This is a genomic window from Pantoea eucrina (assembly GCF_020079945.1).
Classification (GTDB): domain Bacteria; phylum Pseudomonadota; class Gammaproteobacteria; order Enterobacterales; family Enterobacteriaceae; genus Pantoea; species Pantoea eucrina.
This window is the reverse complement of the sequence record NZ_CP083448.1, coordinates 1,163,279-1,189,034: the sequence shown is the minus strand read 5'-3', so window position 1 is coordinate 1,189,034 and position 25,756 is coordinate 1,163,279. Positions and strand designations below refer to the sequence as shown.

Sequence of the window (25,756 nt, the reverse complement as noted above, 5' to 3'; positions counted from 1 at the left end):
GCGTACAACCTGACTTTCATGATGAGTATATAAAGAAAAAACGGCATTCGCCTCTCAGGGCCAATGCCGTTTACAGATTAACGCTGGTTGCGCGGTTTAACCAGTCAGGCGCTTAGCTATTTTGCGTTTCCAGCCCCTGCTCGCTTTGCGCCGTTTTTACCGGTGCCGGATCGGCGGAAAAACCACGCAGGCCCACTACGTGCACATGCTCCGTATTGTTAAATACTTTACGAACCAGTTTATAAGTGGTGCCTTTTTCCGGACTGATATTTTCCGGCGCGGCGATCACCAGCTGCATCTCCAGACGCTCGCAGAGTTCAAACAGCGTCGCGATTGAACGGGCATCCAGACGCGCCGCTTCATCAAGGAACAGCAGACGGCACGGTGAGATATCTTTGCCGCGCAGACGACGCGACTCCTCTTCCCAGCTCTGCACCACCATCACCAGAATTGACATCCCGGTACCAATCGCCTCGCCGGTTGAGAGCGCCCCGCTTTCCGCGCGCAGCCAGCCGTCGGAGCCGCGATTTACTTCAACTTCCATTTCCAGATAGTTGCGATAATCCAGCAGCTCCTCACCGATGGTCTGCGGCGTACGCTGGCCCATATCAATCTGCGGGTTAAGACGCTGATAAAGTTTGGCCAGCGCTTCCGAGAATGTCAGCCGGTTACTGGTAAAGAGATCCTGATGCTGTTCGTGCTCTTCGGAGAGCGTATCCAGCAGCGTGGCGTGTGTCTCACGCACGTTGACGTTAAGCCGTACGCTCTTCACCTGACCAAAACTCACCGTCTGCAGCCCCTGGTTCAGCTGCCGGATGCGGTTCTGTTCGCGCTGAATAGTCTTGCGAATAATATTGGCCGCACTGCGTGAGCTGATCGCCAGCGTCTGCTCGCGCGCCGTCAGCTCTTCGGTCAGACGGTTCAGCTCAATCTCCATCTGCTCAATCGCCTCGACCGGATCGTCAGTGCGGATAATATCCTGACGGATACGCTCGCGCAGATGCTGATAAACGGCGATAAAGAACTGAATTTTACGCTCCGGGCGCTTGGGATCTTCCGACATGCGCAGAACATCACGCAGATGTTCATTATCCGCCACCGCAAGGCGCAGCGCGCCCAGGGCTTTATCAGACATTGAGCGCAGTTCGTCACCGCTCATATAGGCCAGCTCGCGCCGGTGCAGCCGTCGTTCCACGCCGTTGTCTTTCACCAGACGCAGTACGGAGCACCAGCCCGCCTTGGCACTGACCACCTGCTCACGCAGGATGCGATAATCGCGCTCCAGCTTACGCAGCTTTTTCTGCAGGCTGTCCATTTCTGCTTCGCAGAACGTCAGCTGTTTCTCCAGCTGGTTACGCCGCGCCCGGTTATGGCTGAGCGCGGTATAGAGTTCATCGCGCCGGATACGCGCCCGCTCTTCCGCGCTGGCATCGGCGTGAACGCCGATATCCTGCATCTCCTGCTGCAGCTCTTTCAGCATGTCGCGTTTGGCATCGTGCGAACTGCGCAGCGAGGCCAGCACCTGCGAGTACTGCGTCAGCTGCGCCTGATGTTCACGCAGGCGTTCACGGGCGCGGCTGCGCTCGCCTTCAGCCTGCTCCAGGCGCTGCCGTAGCTTATCAGAGAGATCGCTGTTACCGGTCAGCATCCCGGCTGAATCGCCATAGCTGAAGTGGGCGCGGCGCTGTACCACCTCCGTCAGCGCAAATGCCTGCTGGCGCGCGCTGAGCTGCTGCGCCTGCGCCTGCTGGTAGTCGCGCTGCAGCTGATCGTGCTGCTGCGGATCGTTCTGCAGCACCGCCACCAGCGACTCCAGCTTGCTGAGTTTGCTGCCGTGCTGGTGCAGGAAGCGCGCCGCCTCCTGCGCCTCTTCCACCCGCTCACGGATCTCTTCACAGCGATCCGGCAGGGTGTCATCCAGCAGCAGGTTAACGCGAGGCAGCAGGCGGTTAAGCTGGGCGACGCCGTCGCGCGCCTGTTCAAACTGTGCACGCTGCTGCTGATTATTACTCTCATGCTGCGCCAGACCGCGCTCCAGCTCACTGCGCCGGCCGTTAAGCTGGCGGATTTGCGCTTCCGGATCCTCATCAAACGCTACCGCCAGATGACTGCCGATAAAGCGGCTGAAAGACTGGTGCAGACGCTGCGTTTTCTGTACGTCAAAAGAGAGCGTCGCATAACGTTCTGCCAGCCTGTCACGTTCAATACCCAGCAATTCAAGCTGATTTTCACGTGCGGCGCGGCCAAACAGCGGCACCTTAGGAAAACGCGAATAGCGCCACTGACGCTCTGCGACTTTGACCACGACGGCTTTATCCAGCTCATCTACGCTGAAGACGCTGTCATCAAAGGATTGCGGATCGCCCTCAATCAGATAGAGATCTTCCGGGCACTCTTCCAGCCCTTCGAGCTGTTCGCGTATCAGCGCCAGATCCGGCACCACGATGGCGTGGCGCGAAGGTCCATAGAGCGCAGAAAAATAGGGGGCATCGTCCAGCGTGACATCATCATAAATTTCGGAGAGCAGCACACCGCCAAAGCGCTCTGCCAGCTGCGTGAGGCGCGCATCTTCTGCGCCGCCTGGCTGGCTGAGGCGTTCAATCTGCTGCTCAACGTCGCGTTTACGCGCCGCAATTTCATCTCGCTCTACGGTGGTTTCACGCTCGCGCTCCAGCAGCTGCTGCATAAAGGCGGTCACCTGCTGACTGCTGCTCAGCTGCTCACCTGTCTGTTCGCTAAGCTGCGTCAGGATCTCCTGAGCGGCCAGCCAGTGCGGGGCGCGTGCCGTCAGCGTTGCGATACGTTCGCGCAGCTGTTCCAGCTCCTGACGCATCTGCATGCGCTGTTCACCGGCATCGGCAACGCTGGCGCTGAGCTGCTCAATCTGCGCTTCCAGCTCGCGCTGCAGCCCTTCCAGCGCGTCTGCTTCATAGTGCTGGCCCTGACGTTTGCAAAACTCTGCCAGCAGGCGTTCAGCCTCATGCTGCTCGCGCAGGCGACCTTCTGATTCGTTAAGACGCAGCCGCAGTGACGCCAGCTGATCGGCATAGTGACGCTGATTCGCGGCGTCGCGCAGCAGCTGGCGACCCACCTGCCAGGCGTCCTGACGGCTGACCTCACCGGCAATGCTGGTTACCAGCGCCAGCGCCTGCTCAAACTGGCTGTGTGCGGCTTCCGCCATACTCAGTTTCTGCTCCAGCCGCAGCAGCTGGCTGGTCGCCTCTTCGTCGCGTGCCTGGAACGTCTCCAGCCAGTCAGCGGCGTTATCAATCGTCAGGTCCGGCAGCTGGCAGCGCGTACGGGCTTTCTCCAGTGCCTGCAGCGCCTGCTGATACTGAATAGAGCGCGTCTGCTGAACATCCAGCGCCTGCTGGAAATCGGCCAGCTGACTTTTCAGCTCATCCACTTCAATTTCAGCGGCTTCGGCACGCGCCTCATTCTCTTCCTGGATCTCACGCGCTTCAGCTACAACCTCATTCTGCTCTTCCAGCCGGTAGCTCAGCTCTTCAAGATCGGCATCATAACGCGCGATTTTCTCCTGCTGGCGCATTGCGGTCTGCACCAGATTAAGATGATCGCTGGCCGCCTGATAATCAATCTCCAGATCGCTTTCAGCGGCGCTATGCTCAGCCAGCTCACGCGCCATTTCCACGTGACGATACTGCTCCGACACCAGCTGGTTGCGGCTGCTGAACAGCTCATTGCGCAGCTGAAGCGCCCCGTCCAGATGTACCCGCCGTTCGTTCGCATGACGCATATAGTCAGCTGAGACGTAGCTGGTCGCCTCAGAGATCAGATGCTTGAACAGATCGCGATCGGACTGCGTCACGCGAATCGCTTCCAGCGTCATGCGGTTCTCACGCAGTGCCGCTTCCATATCCTGAAACGCTTTACGCACGCCGCCGTTTTCCGGCAGCAGATAGTCGCGCAGCGAACGGGTGATGGCGCTGGAGATACCGCCGTAGAGCGACGCCTCAATCAGCCGGTAGAATTTACTGCGATCGCTGGCTGAACGCAGGCGACGCGGCACCACGCCGAGTTCAAACAGCATGGCGTGATAGTCAGTAATGGAGCTGTACTGGCGGAACTGCACGCCTTCCTGTGCTTCAACGCGATCTTTAACCTCTGTCAGCGGCAGTACACGCGCCTGACGGCTGTTAAGGATCTCGGTCAGCATGTCAGTGGGCAGCGCATCCGCGGGCAGGCCATGAATACTGAACGGTTTAATATCCACTTTCTTATCGCGCCCGGCCACCTGCTGCAGACGCACCCCGACCACAACGCGCTGATGGCGTGAGTTGACGACATCCAGCACTGAATAGCAGACGCCAGCGCGCAGTTTACCGTGCAGACCCTTATCGCGGGAGCCTGACGTGGCGCCTGCTTCCGTGGTATTACGGAAGTGCAGCAGGGTTAAATCGGGGATCATCGCCGTAACAAACGCGGCCATGGTGGTGGATTTACCGGCACCGTTACCGCCTGAAAGCGTGGTAACCAGTTCATCGAGATCAAAGGTGCGGGCAAAAAAGCCATTCCAGTTGATCAGTGTCAGCGAACGAAACTTACCGCGTTCAATCATACCTGCTTCTCCTCCGCGTTATCAGTCGCATCACTGCTCTCCGCATGTTCACTCTCCTGCTCCGCCTCATCGGCTGTTGCAGAAACGGCAGCCTCTTCGGGTGTCATCGCTTCACCCACGCGGATCAGACGCAGCTGCGCCTCACGCGGATCGTCGCCGCTGCGCACGTCAGCACCAAAGCGAAAGACTGATTCCATAATGCGAAATTTGCTGCTGTCATTACCCATAAACCACACCATTCCCAGGCGGCGCAGACGGCTCAGTGAGGCGCGCATCTTCTCCTGCAGGCGGGTGCGATCGAGATCGGAACCGGTTGAGCGCTGATTGACCAGCTTAAGCAGCTTGTGTTCATCCGCCAGCGACAGCAGCTCATCATAGAGCTCCTGCTGGGTAAAAATACCCTCGTTTGCCAGACGCTCCGGGCTCAGATAGAGGTAGCAGAGAATTTTGCCTACCATCATATCCAGCTCAGAGAGCACCGAGCGTGGGATCAGCGTGGTTGAGCGCGGCCGCAGGTAGAAAAAGCCTTCTGGCGCGCGGATCAGCTCCACGTTATAGCGGGCATAAAACTCTTCAAGATAGGTTTGGTAGTCCATCAGAAAAGCGTGATTATCCAGCTCTTCGATACCGATATGCCGGCCCGCGCGCAGCTGACTGTCGAGCGCCGGAAAAAGGGGATTGGCCAGCGCCAGTGCCAGTTTAACCGGCATCACTTGTTCAATATTTGTCGATGACATGCGCCTGCACCTTGGCTCCGTAATCATTAATGGTCTGCCATTCTGCTGGCAAACCGGCTAAATCTGCTTCAGCAACGCCCAGCCGCACCGCCTGATCGATCACGATACGCGCCAGATCGAAATGGCGCGCGCGCGGATATTGCGCCAGGTATTCGCGCATGACGGTGGCAAGGTGCAGCGGTTTTTGCTCGCGACGATACACAGCCAGCGCCTCTTCAATCATGGCGGCCAGCTGCTCGCGGATCTCGTTAAACTCTTCATACTCCATTTCCGGCGGAAGCTCGCCCATGACCTCATCGTTACGCAGCGTCATCTCTTCATCGCGCATATCGAGCAGGCGGTCAGCGCTGGCGTAAGTCAGCATCCACGGCTGATCAAAATAGTTCTGTACCGACTGACGCAGCCGCTGTGCAAAGACCCGGTTCTTATCCATATCAATCGCGGTACGGATAAACTTGTGTACATGACGGTCATAGCCGATCCACAGATCAATCGCCTGCTGGCCCCAGCTGATAATGCGATCGAGTTTGTTCTGCAGGTCATAAACCAGTTTGTCGACGAAACCGAGATCGGGACTGCTCAGCGTGGCATCCTGAATGCGCAGCAGGTTAGCCTGCAGCTTATCCCCCGCCGCTTCCAGCGTATCCTGCAGTTCACGCAGCGTGCCGGAGGTCTCAGAGAGCAGCAGTTCACAGCTGGAGATCGCGGCGCGCCAGTCTTTGTTGAGCAGCGCGGCGATATCATTTTTTACCGTCTGCTGCTGCTCATCCATCAGGCGCTGCGTCATATCGATGCTGTCAAAAATCTCAGCAACCGAATATTTCAGCGGAGCAAATACGTTGCGGTGCCAGTGAAATTCATCGCCATCTTCTTCAGCGGCGTCAGCAGCGCGCTTCAGCTCCTGACCCACAATTGAGAGCTGCATTGAGAGGCGCAGCGTGGAGAATTCGCGCTGGCGGATATAGTAGTCGGTGATGCCAATTCCCAGCGGCGTCAGGCGGTAGATAGCGTGCCCTTCAGACACCTCGCTGGTAAACCGGTTAAGCAGCCGCTGCCGTACCAGGTCGTTAATCGCATTGTTCGCACGCACCTGTACGGTTTCATGCGTCTGTTCAAACGCTTTGCTGACGTGACGAAAGGCGTCGGTCAGCTCACCTTCACTCATTTCACCGTCCATGCGCTCACCGTTAAGGGTAGCGATGGCCAGCAAAAAGGCCAGACGTTCTACCGGCAGCGCAAGCGAGAAATCGTTTTTGCGTGCCCAGGCCACCAGTTCTGGCACCGTCTGGGAAAAATCGCTCATAGTTGATCCTTTTACCTGGGTTTGCGCGCCGTCACATGGATATAACGCCCTAAGCTTAAAAAGGGCTCCTGACGACAGTAGCGCCGCTCCATTTCAATAATCTCTTCCACGCTCTTACCTGCACCGGGCTGCGGTTTCATGTAATCACTGAACACGCGAACACCGGTGCGCTGCTCAATCACAAAACCGCACTGCGTCAGCCATTGATAGACGTCCTGCGGTTCGCGCGGAAAATCGGGCGACAGGGTACGCTTTTTGCGTTTGGTCATATTGGCGCGCAGGTAGCCGAAATTACCCAGCGTAAGCGTGCGAAACGTCAGCCCGTGCGCGTTGTAAAACATCAGCGACAGCACACCGCCTGGTTTCAGCGTCTGCCACAGCGCCTGCAGCACGGCCAGCGGATCGGCCACCCACTCCAGTACCGCGTGAAACAATACCAGATCGACTGGCGTATCCAAATGCTCGCCTACCTGCTGAGCGCTGACTTGCCGGAACTGCATATTGTGGCTGACGCCGGTTTCCCGTGCGTGGTCCGCCGCCAGTTTCAGCATTTCACCGGAGAGATCGCAGAGCGTGACCTGATGCCCGCGGGCAGCGAGTCCGCTGGAGATTTGCCCCACGCCGCCGCCAGCATCCAGCACAGAGAGCGGTCCGGCAGGCAGTGACGGCAGCAGCGCCTCCAGCTCATCCCACAGAATGGCCTGACGCACCAGCCCTTTGCGGGTGCCGTAAATGTTTTGCGAGAATTTATCCGCCAGATCGTCGAAATTACGATCCTGCATGGTGTGCGCTCCGGTTTGCGGCAGTTAACTTGTGCTATTTTGTCACAGGCTCACCAGGAATGAACCTTTCACGCTGCAGTAACTGTCTGGCTGCTGTTTTTTCAGACAAAAGGAGTAAAAAAGGATGTTATTTGCCTTAAAAAAAGTCATTGGCGGCTTGCTTCTGCCTTTGCCGCTGCTGTTACTGCTGATGGCAGCCGGACTTTTGCTGCTCTGGCTGACGCGCTGGCAAAAAAGCGCCAAAGTTTTACTCTCCGTCAGCTGGCTGCTGCTGCTGCTGCTGAGCCTGCAGCCGGTGGCCGACCGCCTGCTGCTGCCGCTGGAAAACCGCTACCCGACGTGGAACGGTACAACGCCGGTGGCCTGGATTGTGGTGCTGGGCGGCGGTTATACCTGGAACCCGGCCTGGGCGCCCGGCTCTAACCTGATTGGTAACAGCCTGCCGCGCGTGACGGAGGGCGTAAGGCAGTGGCGACGCAACCCGCAGGCCAAAATGATTTTTACCGGTGCGGCGGCAGGCCAGAATCCGCGCAGCAACGCAGCGGTTGCCGCCGACGTCGCGATGAGCCTTGGCGTACCGCATAGCGCCATCATTACGCTTGATTCGCCGAAAGATACCGCTGAAGAGGCGCAGGCGGTAAAACAGATGACGGGCAATAGCGCATTTCTGCTGGTCACCTCCGCCAATCATCTGCCGCGTGCGATGGCTTTTTTTCACCACGCCGGGCTGGCACCGATCCCCGCGCCGGCAAATCAGATGGCGATCGTCTCGCCGCTTAACGGCTGGGAGCGTGCGCTGCCCTCGTCACTCTGGCTGAGCCACAGTGAACGGGCTATCTATGAGACGCTGGGACAGATCTGGCAGCACCTGCGCGGTCAGTCGGGCAGCCGTGATGATGCTGCGCCCTGATGTCAGAAAGAGAAAGTGTCAGACAGAGCCAGCGGCGTTGCGCCTGCTGGCCTGACAGAGAGAGTTAACGCTGCATCGCCGCGCGTACGCGCGCCAGATCGTCTGGTGTATCCACGCCCACGCTCGGGATAGTTGTGGCAACCGCCACATGAATTTTTTCGCCATACCAGAGCACGCGCAGCTGCTCCAGTAGCTCAATCTGCTCCAGCGCGCAGGGTTGCCAGGCGACGTAGCGGCGAATAAAGCCGGCGCGGTAGGCATAAATACCGATATGCCTCAGCAGCGTATCTCCCGCCTGCTCGCGCGACTGCGCATAGCGCTCGCGATCCCAGGGAATGGTGGCCCGCGAGAAATAGAGCGCGTAGCCCTGCCGGTCGGTTACCACTTTAACCGCGTTCGGATTAAACGCCTCATCGGCATCAGCGATCGGCACCGCCAGCGTGGCCATGCCAGCCTCTGCCGCGGCGAGATTGTCCGCCACCTGACGCACGATACCGGCCGGGATCATCGGCTCATCGCCCTGCACGTTGACAATGATAGTGTCATCGTCAAAGTTGCAGGCTTCAATGACTTCAGCCAGCCGCTCGGTGCCGGACTGATGATCGGCCCGCGTCATACAGACTTCACCACCGGCCGCAGTTACTGCTGCAGCGACTTCGGGGTGATCGGTTGCGACGATTACGCGATCGGCTCCCGACTCCCGCGCACGCTCCATGACGTGCACGACCATGGGCTTACCGTGGATATCGACCAGCGGTTTACCCGGCAGACGCGTCGAAGCGTAGCGCGCCGGAATGATAGCAACAAAACTCATGGATGGATCTCTTCAGCCGTCAGCGTTCGCGCCTCGGTTTCCAGCAGCACCGGAATGCCATCCCGCACCGGGAATGCCAGTCCGTCAGGCTTGCAGATAAGCTCCTGCTGCGCCTTGTTGAAGTAGAGTTTTCCGTTACAAACCGGACAGGCCACAATCTCAAGTAAACGGTGATCCATACTTTTCTCCTTTCAGGATCGGGGTCAGTTAGTCAGCATACCATAGCGGTTGCCAGACTCTATTACGCGCCGCGGGCCAGCCGGGTGATATCGTCGAGCAGCGGTGCCACTGCCGCACCGGAAAGCTGCGCCTCTACCGGCAGATACCACCAGTTGTCGCGCGCAAACTTACGGCACTTCACCGCATCTTTCTCCGTCATCAGCAGACATTGTCCGCTCAGCGTCAGGCCGGCAAGCTCCGGCTCGCTGTAAGCGTGATGATCGGCAAACGCGATTTCCGCTACCGTTTTAATGCCCTGCTGCTGCAGCGTGGTGAAAAAGCGCGGCGGATGGCCAATACCGGCCATCGCCACAATATCTGGCAGCGCACTGAGCGCAGCGGTTTCGCCCGATAGCAGGTTAACCGCCCGACCCGGCTGCAGCGTCATGGCAATTTCCGGACTGGTGGCATTGCCACCATTAACGATCACTGCATCCACCTGCTGCAGCCGGTGCGCACGCTCCCGCATAGGCCCGGCGGGTAACCACCAGCCGTTGCCAAAGCGGCGCACACCATCCACCACCACAATTTCGCGATCGCGCTGCAATGCATAGTGCTGCAGTCCATCATCCGTGATGATGATGTCCAGCGAATGCGCCGCCAGCAGCGCTTCGATAGCCTGACGGCGCCGGGGCGCCACGGCAACCGGTACGCCGGTGCGTTGTGCAATCAGCACGGGTTCATCCCCTGCCTCGGCCGTTGAGGTTTCCCCGGTCACCAGCAGCGGATAGTGTGCCGCTTTCCCCCCGTAGCCGCGTGACACCACGCCCGGACGCAGCCCGCGCGCCTGCAGCGCTTCTGTCAGCCAGATCACCACCGGCGTCTTACCGTTGCCGCCTGCCGTCAGGTTACCGACCACCACCACCGGACACGGTGCCCGCCAGCTCTGCTGCCAGCCACGCTGATAGCTCAGGCGAATCAGCCAGGTGATAGCACCATACAGCAGGCTAAGCGGCCACAGCAGCAGCCACAGCGGCGAGCGCCCGCTCCAGATGCGTTCAATCATTGACCGAACTGTAACTTATGCAGCTGTGCATAAGCCCCTTTCTCCGCCAGCAGCAGTTCATGCGTACCGCGTTCAACAATACGGCCATCCTCGACCACCACGATCTCATCTGCTTTTTCAATGGTAGAGAGACGGTGTGCGATCACCAGCGAGGTCCGGTTTTTCTGCAGCTCATCCAGCGCCGACTGAATGGCGCGTTCTGACTCCGTATCCAGCGCAGATGTCGCCTCATCCAGAATCAGAATCGGGCAGTCGCGCAGCAGCGCGCGCGCAATCGCAATACGCTGGCGCTGACCACCGGAGAGCAGTACGCCGTTTTCACCGATAACCGTATCCAGGCCTTTATCCATTTTGTTAATGAAATCCATAGCGTGCGCCATGGTGGCGGCCTGTTCAATCTGTGCCCGGCTATAGTCACCGTTACGCGCATAAGCGATGTTATTGGCGATGGTGTCATTAAACAGATGCACATTCTGCGATACCAGCGCTACCTGATTACGCAATGAGCGCAGGGTATATTCACGCAGATCGTGCCCATCCAGCAGAATTTCGCCGGAATCGATATCATAAAAGCGCGTCAGCAGGCTGGCCATAGTCGATTTGCCCGAGCCGGAGCGGCCGACCAGTGCAACCGTTTTACCCGCCGGCAGCGTCAGGTTAATATCGCGCAGCGCCGGGATCTCACGCCCCGGATAGGTAAAGGTCACGTTGCGAAACTCAACGTCGCCTTTAGCCCGTTCAACCGTGCGCGTGCCGTTATCCACTTCCTGCTCACTGTCGAGGATGGAGAACAGCGTCTGGCAGGCTGCCATACCGCGCTGAAACTGGGCGTTAACGTTAGTCAGCGATTTCAGCGGACGCATCAGGGCAATCATGGAAGAGAAGACCACGGTAATGGTACCGGCGGTCAGCGTTTCCATCACGCTGGGGAAGCTGGCGGCATAGAGTACAAACGCCAGCGCCAGCGAGGCGATAAGCTGAATCACCGGATCGGAGATGGAAGAGGCAGAAACCAGTTTCATCCCCTGCTGACGCATTTTATTGCTGACCTGAGAGAAACGTTCCGCTTCCACTTCCTGACCGCCAAAAATCAGCACTTCTTTGTGCCCTTTCAGCATCTGTTCTGCGCTGGTGGTGACCTGTCCCATGGTGTTCTGCATGTTTCGGCTGATGTTGCGGAAGCGCTTTGAAACGGTGCGGATAGCGAACGAGACCAGCGGTGCCAGCAGGATCAAAATCAGTGAGAGCTGCCAGCTGTAGTAGAACATCATGATAAACAGGCCGATGATCGAGGCGCCCTCGCGCACCACGGTTACCAGAGCACTGGATGAGGAGGAGGCCACCTGTTCTGAGTCATAGGTAATACGCGACAGTAGCGTGCCGGTAGACTGCTGATCAAAGAACGCCACCGGCATTCCCATCATGTGTCCGAACAGACGACGACGCATGTTCATCACCACATTACCTGACACCCAGGAGATGCAGTAGCTGGAGATATAGCTGGTGACGCCACGTATCAGCATCAGGCCCATGACAGCCAGCGGCATCCACAGCAGAACAGATTTGTCCGCTTTACCGAAACCATCATCCAGTAAAGGTTTCAACAGGGAGAGCATTAGGGTGTCGCCTGCCGCATTCAGCACCAGTGCCACGGCGGAGACGATAAGGCCAGCCTTGTGCGGCGCAATCATTGGCCAGAGCCGGCGGAATGTCTGCCAGGTTGAGAGATCTTTGTCTTGATGCATTATTTATTCACGCTGTTTGAAATAGCCGCTCATTCTACCTGGAATCATCTTTTACGCCAAACCACTGATGATACCAGCGCGGCTTTATTTGCTCGCGCAGTCCCTGCATCTGCCAGCGGCCCTGGCTGACACGAATGCGAACCTGCCCCGAGCGTGCGGTATCTGCCCAGCGATAGCCCTGCTCCTGGTAACGCTTTACCACTGAGCGGGCGGGCATACGCCAGGCGTTATAGCGCGCCACAGAAGCCACCGCCGCTTCGCCCGATATATGCCGGAGAAACAGGGGCGTAGAGGAGGTCCGGCTGCCGTGGTGCGGCACCTGAAGCAGTGTAGCCTGCAACTGACCCTTTTCCAGCGCTGCCAGTTTGCGTTCCCCCGCCTGCTCCAGATCGCCAGTCAGCAGCAAACTGACCTGGCCATCATCCACCCGCACCACGCACGAATCATTATTGTGCCCCGCTACCGGCAGTGCTGGCGGCCACAGGGCGGTAAAACGCAGCCGCCCCCACTGCCACTGCTGGCCACGCACACAAGGCAGATGGCCGGGTTCTCCCAGCGCGCTGCGGATCGCCAGCGCCGGGCGGGCACGTAGCAGCGCGTTCAGCCCGCCACGGTGATCGAGATGCCGGTGACTCAGTATGACGCCCTGCAGCGTGCGTCCGGTGTAGTTCAGCCAGGGCAAAATAGTGCGCTCGCCGGCATCGCCCTGCTGCCACGCCGGCCCGGTGTCATACAGTACCACCTCCCTTCCCTGCGTGATCGCAACCGCCAGACCATGACCAATATCGAGAAAATCGATTTGCCAGTCGCTCTGCTGCGCGTCAGTGCGCCCCAGCAGCAGTGCCAGCAGCAGGCTGGCGAAGCGGACCGACGTACGGGCAATCAGCCCGCTGCGCCACAACAGCAATCCGCCCCAGATTACTATGACAGCGGGCAGCGTCTGATGCAGGCTCAGCCAGCCGGCGGGCAGCCACTGGAGCGCCTGCATCAGATAGTCCACTGAACGATCGGCTAACCACCACAGCGGCTGTGCCGCCTGTTGCAGTGGCACCAGCAGCGCCAGCAGCAGCAGCGGCACCGTAATAAATGAGATAACCGGCACCGCCAGCAGGTTGGCCAGCAGCGCAGTCAGGCTGATGCCCTGAAACAGAAAGATCTGCAGCGGCGCCATCAGAATCATCATGCCGAGCTGCAGGTGCAGTAGCTGCAGCGGCAGCCAGCGACGTTGCGTACGATAAGGATATGGCAGGGCAAACCAGCTGAACCAGATAATCAGCATCGCTACCGCCAGGGCCGAGAGCCAGAAGCTCTCCGACAGGACCGCCAGCGGATCAAACAGAAGCAGTGTGCCCACGCACAGCAGCCAGATTTGCCAGGCACTAAGCTGCCAGCCCGCTGCGCGTATAGCGCTCCAGAGCGTCAGCGCAAGCATGGCACGCTGTGCGGGCGCATGGCTGCCGGCGATCCAGCAGTAGAGAGCAGCGGTCAGCCAGCTGACGATCAGCGGAAATCGCCAGCTGATATAGCGGGCAGGTAACGCAAACTGTATCGCACGCGCCAGCAGCCAGCCACCAGTGGCCGCCAGCGCAATATGCATTCCGGAAATGGCCATCAGGTGCGCGGTGCCGGTATCGCGCAGAAGCTGTCGCAGCGGCGCCAGCATCTGCGATCGATCGCCAAAAGCCAGCGCCTGCAGAATTGCCGGCTGCTTAAGCTCCGCGAGCGCGGCCTGATAGCGAGCCACCAGGGTTGCCCGCAGGCTGCAGCGTTCTGACATCTGCTGCTGATGCATGATACGCCCCTGCAGCGGCATATGATTTGCAACCCGCACGCGCTGCAGATCGTATCCGCCTTCATTCAGGCGACCATGTACTGCCCGCAGCCGCAGCCGCATGTGCCAGCGCTGCCCTGCGCACCAGTTTTCTGTGTTATTCACATTACTGATTTGTACAAACAGCGGCGGAAACTGCAGCCGCCCGTCAACGCGGATCAGCCTGACCAGCAGCAGGTTTTGCCGGGTATCTATCGCGCTGACGCTGACCGTGGCGTCAACCGGCCGTCGGGTGAGCAGCTCCATCGCATTCAGCAGGCTGCGCGCTTCACCCTGTGCCCAGCACGCCACCAGCAGCGTTATCCCTGCCAGCACGGCAGCTTTGTGTGACCGATGCAGTAAAAAAATAGCGATGAGAGTCAGTACGGCCAGCGTGGTGCCGGATGGGATCTGTGGCAGCAGCAGCAGAGGCAGGGTGGCAAGAATGGCGATCCCTGCGCCAGTGGTCCATGTAATGTGCATATTTCTCTCCGTCAGACAGCGCCATTGTGCGGCAGTCAGTGAGAGAAAAAAGCTTACGTCAGATAGATTTGCGTCAGCGCGCCGGTACTTTTTCAGGTGCAGTGATAGGCATTACAGCGCGGCGGGATCGCGCTCGCAAATCACAGAGTGGCAGCAAAAAAAAACGACACCCGGAGGTGTCGCTTTATGGTTCGGTAACGGCTTAGCCGTAGATATTTGCACGGTCACGCAGTTCTTTGCCTGGTTTAAAGTGGGGAACGTATTTACCTTCCAGTTCCACTTTGTCACCCGTTTTCGGGTTACGACCAGTGCGCGGTGCGCGGTAGTGCAAAGAAAAGCTGCCGAATCCCCGGATTTCGATGCGCTCACCCTGTGCCAGCGTAGTGGCCATGTGCTCGAGCATCTCTTTGACCGCATCCTCAACGACTTTCGCCGGAATATGAGTATGCTGGCCAGCAAGTCTTTCAATCAGTTCTGACTTGGTCATGAATCCTCCGGTTAATCCCTGTTTGGAAAGGTATGACAGCTTTTACCGAAACCGGACGATATGATTATCGTCCGGTGCTTCGGGTCGATTACTCGCCTTTAGCCGCTTTGAACGCTTCAGCCATTGCGTTAGAGAAGTTGCTCTCATCCTGTTTGGTGTTAACAGTGTTGATAGCTTCTTTCTCGTCAGCCTGGTCTTTTGCACGTACAGACAGGCTCACAACGCGGTTCTTACGGTCAACGCCGGTGAATTTAGCTTCAACGTCGTCGCCTACGCTCAGAACCTGAGTCGCGTCTTCGATGCGATCCAGTGAAGCTTCAGAAGCGCGCAGGTAACCCTCTACGCCATCAGCTAATTCTACTGTAGCACCTTTCGCGTCAACTGCAGTGACTTTACCAGTCACGATAGCGCCTTTCTTGTTCAGGGTGATGTAGTTGTTGAATGGATCTTCAGCCAACTGCTTCACGCCCAGAGAGATGCGCTCGCGCTCTGCATCAACCTGCAGTACAACGGCAGCGATTTCGTCGCCTTTCTTGTACTCGCGTACGGCTTCTTCGCCGGTTGCGTTCCAGGAGATGTCAGACAGGTGAACCAGACCGTCGATACCACCGTCCAGGCCGATGAAGATACCGAAGTCAGTGATTGACTTGATTTTACCTTCAACGCGATCGCCTTTGTTGTGGGTCTCTGCGAACTGCTGCCATGGGTTAGATTTGCACTGCTTCAGACCCAGGGAGATACGACGACGCTCTTCGTCGATGTCCAGAACCATAACTTCAACAACATCGCCCACGTTAACAACTTTAGATGGGTGAATGTTCTTGTTGGTCCAGTCCATTTCAGAAACGTGTACCAGACCTTCAACGCCCTCTTCGATTTCTACGAAGCAGCCGTAATCAGTCAGGTTGGTTACACGACCGGTCAGGCGGGTGCCTTCCGGATAGCGCTTAGCGATAGCAACCCATGGATCTTCGCCCAGCTGTTTCAGGCCCAGAGATACGCGGGTACGCTCGCGGTCGAACTTCAGCACTTTAACAGTGATTTCGTCGCCCACGTTGACAATTTCGCTTGGATGCTTAACGCGTTTCCATGCCATGTCGGTGATGTGCAGCAGGCCATCAACGCCGCCCAGGTCAACGAATGCGCCGTAGTCAGTGAGGTTCTTAACGATACCTTTGACTTCCATGCCTTCCTGCAGGTTTTCCAGCAGCTGATCGCGCTCAGCGCTGTTTTCAGATTCGATAACGGCACGACGTGAAACCACGACGTTGTTACGTTTCTGATCAAGCTTGATTACTTTGAATTCAAGCTCTTTGCCTTCCAGATGCAGAGTATCGCGAACCGGACGCACGTCAACCAGTGAACCTGGCAGGAACGCACGAATACCGTTCAGCTCAACTGTGAAGCCACCTTTAACTTTGCCGTTGATAACACCGGTAACAGTTTCAGCGTCTTCGTAAGCTTTTTCCAGCGTGATCCAAGCTTCATGACGTTTAGCTTTCTCACGGGACAGCAGGGTTTCACCGAAGCCGTCTTCTACTGCGTCCAGAGCAACGTCAACTTCGTCGCCCACCTGGATTTCCAGTTCGCCAGCTGCGTTCTTGAACTGCTCTGCAGGAATTGCAGATTCAGATTTCAGACCCGCATCAACCAGCACGACGTCTTTGTCGATAGAGACAACAACGCCACGAACAATGGAACCCGGACGGGTTTCGATTTCTTTCAGGGACTCTTCAAAGAGTTGAGCAAAAGATTCAGTCATATTGATAATCTTAGGATTCTTCAATTTAACGTCCACCTGACGTCACTGTCGGATGGGGTTGTTTCACATGCCCTGCACCGGTTCCGTGGTACAGGGTTACAGCAATTCTGTCACCGAAAGATTATACACCCAGTTTTTGCCGGGCGTAATCAAGTGCCTGCTCAATCACCTGCTCAATCGACATGCTGGTTGAATCCAGCACCAGAGCATCAGCGGCAGGCACTAAAGGGGCGATAGCGCGATTACGATCGCGGTCGTCGCGTTCCTTTATCTCGGATAAAAGGCGCTCAAAGTTAACATCAATGCCGCTTTTCTGCAACTGCAGCATACGTCGCTGAGCACGTTCTTCCGGGCTGGCATCAAGGAAAATCTTCACTGGCGCATCGGGGAAAACCACCGTGCCCATATCACGCCCGTCGGCAATCAGGCCAGGTTCATCACGGAAAGCGCGCTGGCGACGCAGCAGCGCTTCGCGCACGCGCGGAAAGGCTGCAACGCGCGAGGCGGTGTTGCTTACCTCCTGCGTGCGGATCGCGCTGGTCACATCCTCACCTTCCAGCACCACCTGCATCTCGCCGTCAGTCGAAAGAAAACGCACGTCAAGATGAGCGGCCATAGGCACCAGCGCCTCTTCGGATTCAATATCTACCTGGTGATGCAGCGCGGCGAGCGCCAGCACGCGGTAGATCGCGCCAGAATCGAGCAGGTGCCACTGCAATGACTCCGCCATCGCTTTGCATAATGTCCCTTTGCCTGCGCCGCTTGGGCCATCGATAGTAATTACCGGGGCGATTACCGTCATCGTTCTCTCCTGTTACAGCCTGCTTATTAACAGTCTCTTAGACCGTCTGAATTGCGCAGTAGTATACGCTGCCTGCGGCCGGTTAGTTACCCCCGCACACCGACAGCGGTGACAGTTTGCGCTTTTTCAGATGAATTTCTGTGCAGAAAGACCAGCGAAGTACAAAGCGATCCGGCGCCAGCGCGCCGGATCGGGCTATCAGGAGGCGTGGCTGACTTTTGCCAGCTGCTGGAAATAGTCCGGAAACGTTTTGGCCGTGCAGCCTGGATCGAGAATTGTCACTGGCGTATCGGACAGTGCGACCAGAGAAAAGCACATCGCCATGCGGTGATCGTTATAGGTGCCGATATCCGCATGCCGGAGCTGCGCAGGCGGAGTAATCCGGATAAAATCGCGGCCCTCTTCGACTTCTGCACCCACTTTACGCAGCTCAGTTGCCATCGCCGCCAGCCGATCGGTTTCTTTCACGCGCCAGTTGTAAATATTACGCATCAGCGTTGTGCCCTGCGCAAACAGCGCCGTCGTCGCGATAGTCATCGCGGCATCCGGAATGTGGTTCATATCCATGTCGATGGCGTTCAGTTCACCACGCGTACAGGCGATGTAGTCATCCCCCCACTCAATAACCGCCCCCATGCTTTCCAGCACGTCAGCAAAGCGGATATCGCCCTGTACGCTGTTGCGACCAATGCCGGTAACCCGTACGGTGCCGCCACGAATAGCTGCTGCGGCGAGAAAATAGGAGGCTGAAGAAGCGTCACCTTCCACCAGGTAATCGCCCGGTGACTGGTACTGCTGCTGGCCTTTCACAATGAAGCGCTGATAATTCTGGTTTTCAACCTCTACGCCAAAGCAGCGCATCAGATGCAGCGTGATATCGATGTACGGTTTAGAGACCAGCTCGCCTTTGATCGTGATACAGGTATCCTGCTGCGCCAGCGGTGCCGTCATCAGCAGCGCAGTCAGGAACTGGCTGGAGACGCTGCCGTCTACGCTAACGTCGCCGCCACTGAATCCGCCATTCAGGCGCAGCGGTGGGTAATCACTCTGTTCCAGATAATCAATTCTGGCACCGCCCTGACGTAGCGCATCGACCAGGTGACCGATAGGACGCTCTTTCATGCGCGGCTCACCGGTTAACACCACGTCGTGATCGCCCAGGCAGAGTGCAGCAGCCAGTGGACGCATAGCGGTACCCGCGTTGCCGAGAAACAGCTCCAGCGGCTGTTGCGCATGAAGGGCGCCACCGTTGCCTGTGACTTCGCATACGGTGCGGTCAGGAGAAAGCGTATAGCTGACGCCCAGCGCCTGCAGCGCAGTAAGCATGTGCTTTACATCATCGCTGTCCAGCAGGTTAGTCAGACGCGTTGTGCCGTTAGCCAGCGCGGCCAGCAGCAGGGCACGGTTTGAAACGCTTTTTGAACCCGGCAGGTTGACCGTGCCGTCGATGCGGGCAATCGGTTGAAGAGTGAGGGAGTCCTGCATGTGAAACGAAATCTCCAAAAATACGAAACCCCGTCTGGTGACGGGGCCTGATACCAGACAAGCTGGCGTGAAACACAGATTAGCCGTGGCGACGCTCGAACTCTGTCATAAATTCAGTCAGCGCCTTAACGCCTTCCAGCGGCATGGCATTGTAGATAGACGCGCGCATACCGCCTACGACACGATGGCCCTTCAGCGCATGCAGGCCTGCTTTCAGCGACTCTTCCAGGAACAGTGCATCAAGTGAGGCATCCGCCAGCTGGAACGGCACATTCATACGCGAGCGGTTTGCGCTGGCAACCTCATTACGATAAAAACTGCTGTTATCAATGGTGCCATAGAGCAGTTCAGCCTTTGCCTGATTCAGCTTATCCATCTCACCAATCCCGCCCTGCTCCTTCAGCCATTTAAAGACCAGACCAGAAAGATACCAGGCGAAGGTGGGCGGCGTGTTAAACATTGAGTCGTTTTCTGCCAGCACGCTGTAGTCAAGAATGGAAGGAACATGGCGCTGTGCTTTGCCCAGTAGATCCTCACGTACCACCACCAGCGTCAGTCCTGCCGGACCAATATTTTTCTGCGCACCGGCATAAATTACGCCATAGCGGCTGACGTCGATCGGCCGGGAAAGAATGGTAGAAGAGAGATCGGCAACCACAATTTTGTCGCCAAAATCGGGCTCTTCATCAATCGCCAGACCATCAATGGTTTCGTTAGGGCAGAAATGCACGTAAGCAGCACTGTCGCTCAGCTGCCAGTCGCGCATCGGCAGCAGCGCGCGCTTGCCGTCCAGCGTGGTTTTGATGTCGATCGCGTTTGGCGTGCAATATTTTTCTGCTTCTTTAATTGCACTGTGTGCCCAGTAGCCGCCATCGATATAATCAGCAGTGGTCGCTTCACCCAGCAGGTTACCCGGGACAGCCGCAAACTGCGCGCGAGCGCCACCGTGACAGAATAAAACTTTGTAGTTGGCCGGGATTTTAAGCAGATCGCGAAAATCCTGTTCCGCCGCTTCCGCCACGGCCATAAACTCTTTACTGCGGTGGCTAATCTCCATCACTGACGTGCCTAAACCATGCCAGTTGGTCAGCTCCTGCTCTGCGCGACGAAGTACTTCCACCGGCAGCATTGCCGGGCCGGAGCTAAAATTGTAAACCTGCGTCATGTCCCCTCACCACTCTCAGCTTGAACGGTTATGAATCTCTCCCCGGTTTTATCATTGCCTCCGGGCGGCTGCAATCATTTATCCGGCCGCGATCACATTTCTGGCGCCCGCTCCGCCGCAGCTTATATTACAAATGTAACGCACTGCGGGATATTGTGAGGCGGGCTGCACCAGGCCTGCGCGGCAGCGGCCCGCTGCTGTCCGTACCGGCGTCATGCAGAGAGAAAATGCCGGCGATGATAGCGCCACTGCGGTAAAACCCGTATTATTGCGCGCTTTACGCCCACCTTATCGACTTGAGAGAGCGCCACTATGACGCAAACGTTTATTCCAGGAAAAGATGCTGCGCTGGAAGACTCCATCGCCCGTTTCCAGCAGAAGCTGCAGGATCTGGGTTTTAATATTGAAGAGGCTTCATGGCTGAATCCGGTTCCGCACGTCTGGTCCGTACATATTCGCGATCGCGATTGCCCGCTCTGCTTTACCAATGGCAAGGGCGCGAGTAAAAAAGCGGCGCTGGCTTCCGCGCTGGGTGAATATTTTGAGCGTCTCTCAACCAACTACTTTTTCGCAGACTTCTGGCTGGGCAAATCCATCGCGAATGGCGATTTTGTTCACTATCCCAATGAGAAGTGGTTTCCTCTGCCGGCTGATGAAAGCCTGCCTGAAGGCATTCTTGATGCGCGCCTGCGTAAGTTCTACGATCCGGACGACAGCCTGAGCGCCGCTGATTTAATCGATCTGCAGTCCGGTAATACAGAGCGCGGCATTTGCGGCCTGCCGTTTACGCGCCAGTCCGATCAGCAGACTGTTTATATCCCGATGAACATCATCGGCAACCTCTATGTCTCCAACGGCATGTCCGCAGGCAATACTGCTAATGAAGCGCGCGTACAGGGGCTGTCTGAGGTTTTTGAGCGTCATATTAAGAACCGTATTATCGCTGAATCTATCAGCCTGCCAGAAATTCCGGCTGAGGTGATGCAGCGTTATCCTGATGTCACTGAAGCTATCGGACGACTGGAAGCGGAAGGCTTTCCTGTCTTCGCTTATGACGCCTCTCTGGGTGGCAACTATCCGGTTATCTGCGTGGTGCTGTTCAATCCGGCCAATGGCACCTGCTTCGCCTCATTTGGTGCCCATCCTGACTTTGGTGTCGCGCTGGAGCGTACCGTTACCGAACTTCTGCAGGGTCGGGGTCTCAAGGATCTCGATGTCTTTACGCCACCGACTTTTGACGATGAAGAAGTGGCTGAACATGCCAACCTCGAGACGCACTTTATCGATTCCAGCGGCCTGATCTCCTGGGATATGTTTAAAGATGAGGCAGACTATCCGTTTGTAGACTGGAGCTTTGCCGGCACCACTCAGGAGGAGTTCGCTACGCTGATGGCGATCTTCGCTGCGGAAGATAAAGAAGTCTATATCGCAGATTACGAACATCTGGGCGTGTATGCCTGCCGCATTATCGTACCGGGCATGTCTGATATCTATCCGGCTGAAGATCTGCTGCTGGCGAATAACAATATGGGCGCTTCACTGCGTGAAACCCTGCTGGCGCTGCCGGCCAGTGAGTGGCAACCTGAGGAGTATCTGGCACTCATTGAACAGCTGGATGAAGAGGGTCATGACGACTTTACCCGCGTACGTGAGCTGCTGGGCCTTGCCACCGGTAAAGATAATGGCTGGTACACGCTGCGTATCGGTGAGCTGAAAGCGATGCTGGCGCTGGCGGGAGGCGATCTCGATCAGGCGCTGATCTGGACGGAGTGGACCATGGAGTTCAACCAGTCTATTTTCAGCGCGGAGCGTGCTAATTACTACCGCTGTCTGCAGACGCTGCTGCTGCTGGCCATGGAAGATGAGCGTGAACCGGTGCAGTATCATCGTGCGTTTGTCCGGATGTATGGTCAGGCGGCGGTTGATGCCGCATCCGCTGCGCTGAGCGGTGAAGCGCCGTTTTATGGTCTGCAGGCCATTGATGAAGATCTCCATGCGCTGCCTGCCCACCAGGCGCTGCTGGCAGCCTATGAAAAACTGCAGGCGGCAAAACGTCGCTACTGGTCCGCTGCATAACCGCTGCGCCAGCGTGATTTGCTGACGCATCTGAAACCGGTATGGCCAAGCGGTCATACCGGTTTTTTTAACCGTATGAAATGCTGATTAAAATAATAATGTAAAGTTTAAAATTATTTTTTTATAATATATTCATTAGCTTAAATGATTTTAACACTGCATTCCTTCTCCTCTTCCGCTCAAAGATGATCCATATCAATTCCGCTGCTCACCCGCTTTGTTAGCATCTCCTCAGACCTGTTACGGAGAGCGTAAGCGTGAAAGCTGACAACCCCTTTAATGCTTTACTGCCTGCGGCAATGGCTAAAGTTGCTGAAGAAGCGGGTGTCTATAAAGCGACTAAACATCCCCTGACAACCTTTTTCCTTGCCATTACCGCCGGCGTCTTTATCTCAATCGCATTTGTGTTCTATATCACTGCAACCACCGGCAGCGCGCCGCTGCCCTGGGGCATAGCCAGGCTGATCGGGGGCATCTGCTTTTCACTGGGTCTGATGCTGGTAGTGGTATGCGGGGCCGATCTTTTTACCTCAACGGTGCTCATCGTCGTGGCTAAAGCCAGCGGGCGTATCAGCTGGCTGCAGCTGGCCCGTCACTGGCTCAATGTCTACATCGGTAATCTGTGCGGCGCGCTCTTTTTCGTCATGCTGATCTGGCTGGCGGGTGAGCATATGGTTGCCGGGGGTGCCTGGGGTCTTAATCTGCTGCAAACCGCCGATCACAAGATGCATCACAGTTTTATACAGGCCGTTGCGCTGGGTACGCTGGCCAATCTGCTGGTCTGCCTGGCCGTCTGGATGAGCTATTCCGGCCGCAGCCTGACTGACAAGATGATTGCCATGATTCTGCCGGTGGCGATGTTTGTTGGCAGCGGCTTCGAGCACAGCATCGCCAACATGTTTCTGATCCCGATGGCCATCCTGATCCGCGATTTTGCCGCACCGGAATTCTGGCAGCTCACCGGCGCCACTGCCGCTCAGTTTCCGGCACTCAATCTCAGCGACTTCGTTTTCAACAATCTGATCCCGGTTACGCTCGGCAATATTATTGGCGGTGGTGTGCTGGTTGGATTGACTTACTGGGTTATTTATCTGCGCGGCTCCGCGCCGGCAGCGTGATTGCGGCCGGGGGCAGCGATGCGTCCGGCAAGAAAGTCTCCTTACATAAGGCAGGTATATCATGTCCGAACTGAATGAAAAAATGGCAGCAGCCTGGAAAGGATTTAAGGCCGGCGAGTGGCAAACCCGCGTTAACGTACGCGACTTTATCCAGCTAAACTATACGCCGTATGAAGGCGATGAGGCATTTCTCGCAGGTGCCACCCCCGCCACAACGGCACTGTGGAACCGCGTGCTGGAAGGGATCAAAATTGAAAACCGCACGCATGCACCGGTGGACTTTGATACCGATCTGGCTTCAACCATTACCTCGCACGACGCAGGTTATATCGATAAATCTCTGGAAACCATCGTTGGGCTGCAGACTGAAGCACCGCTGAAACGCGCCATTATCCCTTTTGGCGGCATCAAAATGGTGGAAGGCTCTTGTAAGGTCTATGGGCGCGAACTCGATCCGGCGCTGAAAAAAATCTTTACGGATTACCGTAAAACCCATAACCAGGGGGTATTTGATGTCTATACGCCCGATATTCTGCGCTGCCGTAAATCAGGCGTCCTGACCGGCCTGCCTGACGCCTACGGCCGTGGTCGTATCATCGGCGATTACCGTCGCGTTGCGCTCTACGGCATTGACTATCTGATGCAGGACAAAGTGGCGCAGTTCACATCGCTGCAGCACGATATGGAAAACGGCGTGGATCTGGAAGCCACTATTCGCCTGCGCGAGGAGATCGCTGAACAGCATCGCGCGCTGGGCCAGATCAAAGCGATGGCGGCAAAATATGATTGTAATATCTCGCTGCCGGCTACCACCGCACAGGAAGCGGTACAGTGGACCTACTTTGGTTATCTGGCGGCAGTAAAATCGCAAAACGGTGCCGCCATGTCGTTTGGCCGCGTGTCTACTTTCCTCGATATCTATATTGAACGTGATATGCAGGCTGGCAGGCTCACCGAAGAGCAGGCGCAGGAGCTGATAGACCATCTGGTCATGAAGCTGCGCATGGTGCGTTTCCTGCGCACGCCGGAATATGATGAGCTCTTCTCAGGCGACCCTATCTGGGCGACCGAATCACTCGCTGGTATGGGCGTTGACGGGCGCACCCTGGTGACCAAAAATACGTTCCGCTTCCTGAACACGCTGTACACCATGGGTCCCTCTCCTGAACCCAATATGACCATTCTCTGGTCCGAGAAGCTGCCGCTCAACTTTAAGAAATATGCGGCTAAAGTCTCCATCGATACCTCGTCGCTGCAGTATGAAAATGACGATCTGATGCGTCCTGACTTTGATAATGACGACTACGCTATCGCCTGCTGCGTCAGCCCGATGATTGTCGGCAAGCAGATGCAGTTCTTTGGCGCACGCGCCAACCTGGCTAAAACGCTGCTGTACGCTATCAATGGCGGGGTTGATGAAAAACTCAAAATGCAGGTCGGACCGAAAGAAGCGCCGATTACTGATGAAGTACTCGACTTTGACACGGTCATGGCGCGTATGGATCACTTTATGGACTGGCTGGCGAAGCAGTATGTCACCGCGCTGAACATTATCCACTTCATGCATGATAAATACAGCTATGAAGCTGCGCTGATGGCGCTGCACGATCGCGACGTTTATCGCACCATGGCGTGTGGTATTGCCGGGCTATCAGTGGCAGCGGACTCCCTCTCCGCCATCAAATATGCACGGGTAAAACCGGTGCGTGATGCGGATGGGCTGGCCACCGACTTTGAGATTGAGGGCGACTATCCGCAATTTGGTAATAACGACCCGCGCGTAGACGATCTGGCCTGTGACCTGGTAGAGCGGTTTATGAAGAAAATTCAGCAGCTGCAAACCTATCGTAATGCCGTGCCGACCCAGTCCGTGCTGACCATTACCTCAAATGTGGTATACGGTAAAAAAACCGGTAATACCCCGGATGGCCGCCGCGCCGGCGCGCCGTTTGGTCCGGGGGCTAACCCGATGCACGGACGCGATCAAAAAGGTGCCGTGGCTTCGCTGACCTCGGTGGCTAAACTGCCGTTTGCCTATGCAAAAGATGGTATCTCCTACACCTTCTCTATCGTGCCCAACGCGCTCGGCAAAAATGATGAGGTACGAAAATCGAACCTGGCGGGCCTGATGGATGGCTATTTTCATCATGAAGCGGCGCTGGAAGGCGGTCAGCATCTGAATGTTAACGTCATGAATCGCGATATGCTGCTGGACGCAATGGCGCATCCGGAAAATTACCCGCAGCTCACCATACGCGTTTCAGGTTATGCGGTACGGTTTAACTCACTGACCCGGGAGCAGCAGCAGGATGTGATCACCCGGACCTTCACTGCCTCACTCTGATGATAAACAGGGCTCCCTGACAGGAGCCCTGCTTCAGAATCCGTTTTGCCAGCGTGCTGACGCGGGAACGCTGGCAAAACGGACTTCCCTGCTGAGCACAACAGAGATTGTGCTGCCTGAAACAGACCA

The 25,756-nt window shown here is 56.8% G+C and carries 18 protein-coding genes; 4 read left to right on the top strand and 14 right to left on the bottom strand.

Going from position 1 to position 25,756, the window contains the following annotated elements; translation table 11 throughout:
* Positions 1–112: 112 nt before the first annotated feature.
* The 4 genes from mukB to cmoM are packed head-to-tail and all read right to left on the bottom strand — an operon-like array spanning position 113 to position 7,401.
* On the bottom strand, positions 113–4,579 hold the full coding sequence (mukB, locus tag LAC65_RS05520) for a chromosome partition protein MukB (protein ID WP_039383586.1): 4,467 nt from the start codon (positions 4,577–4,579) through the stop codon (positions 113–115).
* Positions 4,576–5,316: a chromosome partition protein MukE gene (gene mukE / locus LAC65_RS05515; protein WP_039383583.1), complete on the bottom strand. Its 741-nt coding sequence runs from the start codon at positions 5,314–5,316 to the stop codon at positions 4,576–4,578. Before mukE ends, mukB begins: the two co-directional genes overlap by 4 nt.
* On the bottom strand, positions 5,297–6,619 hold the full coding sequence (gene mukF / locus LAC65_RS05510; RefSeq protein ID WP_039383581.1) for a chromosome partition protein MukF: 1,323 nt from the start codon (positions 6,617–6,619) through the stop codon (positions 5,297–5,299). The genes mukE and mukF overlap by 20 nt, the downstream gene beginning before the upstream one ends.
* A gap of 11 nt (positions 6,620–6,630) precedes the next feature.
* Complete coding sequence (cmoM, locus tag LAC65_RS05505) at positions 6,631–7,401, bottom strand: tRNA uridine 5-oxyacetic acid(34) methyltransferase CmoM (protein ID WP_039383578.1); 771 nt, start codon at positions 7,399–7,401, stop codon at positions 6,631–6,633.
* A 124-nt stretch (positions 7,402–7,525) separates the two neighbouring features.
* Here cmoM and elyC point away from each other — a divergent pair, with 124 nt between their 5' ends.
* Positions 7,526–8,311: an envelope biogenesis factor ElyC gene (elyC, locus tag LAC65_RS05500; protein WP_039383576.1), complete on the top strand. Its 786-nt coding sequence runs from the start codon at positions 7,526–7,528 to the stop codon at positions 8,309–8,311.
* Positions 8,312–8,375: 64 nt separating this feature from the next.
* Here the strand turns inward: elyC and kdsB are convergent, their stop codons facing one another.
* The 10 genes from kdsB to serC all read right to left on the bottom strand — a co-directional run bounded on the left by kdsB (position 8,376) and on the right by serC (position 20,089).
* Entirely contained in the window at positions 8,376–9,125 is a 750-nt protein-coding gene (gene kdsB, locus LAC65_RS05495; protein WP_039383573.1) for a 3-deoxy-manno-octulosonate cytidylyltransferase, read from the bottom strand.
* On the bottom strand, positions 9,122–9,304 hold the full coding sequence (locus tag LAC65_RS05490; protein WP_039383570.1) for a Trm112 family protein: 183 nt from the start codon (positions 9,302–9,304) through the stop codon (positions 9,122–9,124). Before LAC65_RS05490 ends, kdsB begins: the two co-directional genes overlap by 4 nt.
* 62 nt (positions 9,305–9,366) lie before the next feature.
* Positions 9,367–10,350 carry a tetraacyldisaccharide 4'-kinase gene (lpxK, locus tag LAC65_RS05485; RefSeq protein WP_039383567.1) on the bottom strand — a complete coding sequence of 328 codons (984 nt, stop codon included), beginning with the start codon at positions 10,348–10,350 and terminating at the stop codon, positions 9,367–9,369.
* On the bottom strand, positions 10,347–12,095 hold the full coding sequence (gene msbA, locus LAC65_RS05480; RefSeq protein ID WP_039383565.1) for a lipid A ABC transporter ATP-binding protein/permease MsbA: 1,749 nt from the start codon (positions 12,093–12,095) through the stop codon (positions 10,347–10,349). Before msbA ends, lpxK begins: the two co-directional genes overlap by 4 nt.
* Before the next feature lie 34 nt (positions 12,096–12,129).
* Positions 12,130–14,388 (bottom strand): DNA internalization-related competence protein ComEC/Rec2, encoded by a 2,259-nt coding sequence (locus LAC65_RS05475; RefSeq protein ID WP_039383562.1) that lies wholly within the window; start codon positions 14,386–14,388, stop codon positions 12,130–12,132.
* Between the two features lie 202 nt (positions 14,389–14,590).
* On the bottom strand, positions 14,591–14,875 hold the full coding sequence (gene ihfB / locus LAC65_RS05470) for an integration host factor subunit beta (RefSeq protein ID WP_010618275.1): 285 nt from the start codon (positions 14,873–14,875) through the stop codon (positions 14,591–14,593).
* An 88-nt stretch (positions 14,876–14,963) separates the two neighbouring features.
* Complete coding sequence (gene rpsA, locus LAC65_RS05465) at positions 14,964–16,637, bottom strand: 30S ribosomal protein S1 (RefSeq protein WP_052246478.1); 1,674 nt, start codon at positions 16,635–16,637, stop codon at positions 14,964–14,966.
* Between the two features lie 121 nt (positions 16,638–16,758).
* On the bottom strand, positions 16,759–17,439 hold the full coding sequence (cmk, locus tag LAC65_RS05460; protein WP_039383556.1) for a (d)CMP kinase: 681 nt from the start codon (positions 17,437–17,439) through the stop codon (positions 16,759–16,761).
* 198 nt (positions 17,440–17,637) lie between these two features.
* Positions 17,638–18,924, bottom strand: coding sequence for a 3-phosphoshikimate 1-carboxyvinyltransferase (gene aroA, locus LAC65_RS05455; RefSeq protein WP_039383554.1), 1,287 nt, complete (start codon positions 18,922–18,924; stop codon positions 17,638–17,640).
* Between the two features lie 79 nt (positions 18,925–19,003).
* Positions 19,004–20,089, bottom strand: a complete 1,086-nt coding sequence (gene serC / locus LAC65_RS05450) for a 3-phosphoserine/phosphohydroxythreonine transaminase (protein WP_039383552.1) — start codon at positions 20,087–20,089, stop codon at positions 19,004–19,006.
* Between the two features lie 312 nt (positions 20,090–20,401).
* On the opposite strand from serC, the gene ycaO reads away from it, so the two are divergent.
* The 3 genes from ycaO to pflB all read left to right on the top strand — a co-directional run bounded on the left by ycaO (position 20,402) and on the right by pflB (position 25,627).
* Complete coding sequence (gene ycaO / locus LAC65_RS05445; protein WP_039383551.1) at positions 20,402–22,165, top strand: 30S ribosomal protein S12 methylthiotransferase accessory factor YcaO; 1,764 nt, start codon at positions 20,402–20,404, stop codon at positions 22,163–22,165.
* 257 nt (positions 22,166–22,422) lie between these two features.
* On the top strand, positions 22,423–23,283 hold the full coding sequence (gene focA / locus LAC65_RS05440; RefSeq protein WP_039383550.1) for a formate transporter FocA: 861 nt from the start codon (positions 22,423–22,425) through the stop codon (positions 23,281–23,283).
* 61 nt (positions 23,284–23,344) lie between these two features.
* Complete coding sequence (gene pflB, locus LAC65_RS05435; RefSeq protein WP_039383547.1) at positions 23,345–25,627, top strand: formate C-acetyltransferase; 2,283 nt, start codon at positions 23,345–23,347, stop codon at positions 25,625–25,627.
* Positions 25,628–25,756: the final 129 nt, after the last annotated feature.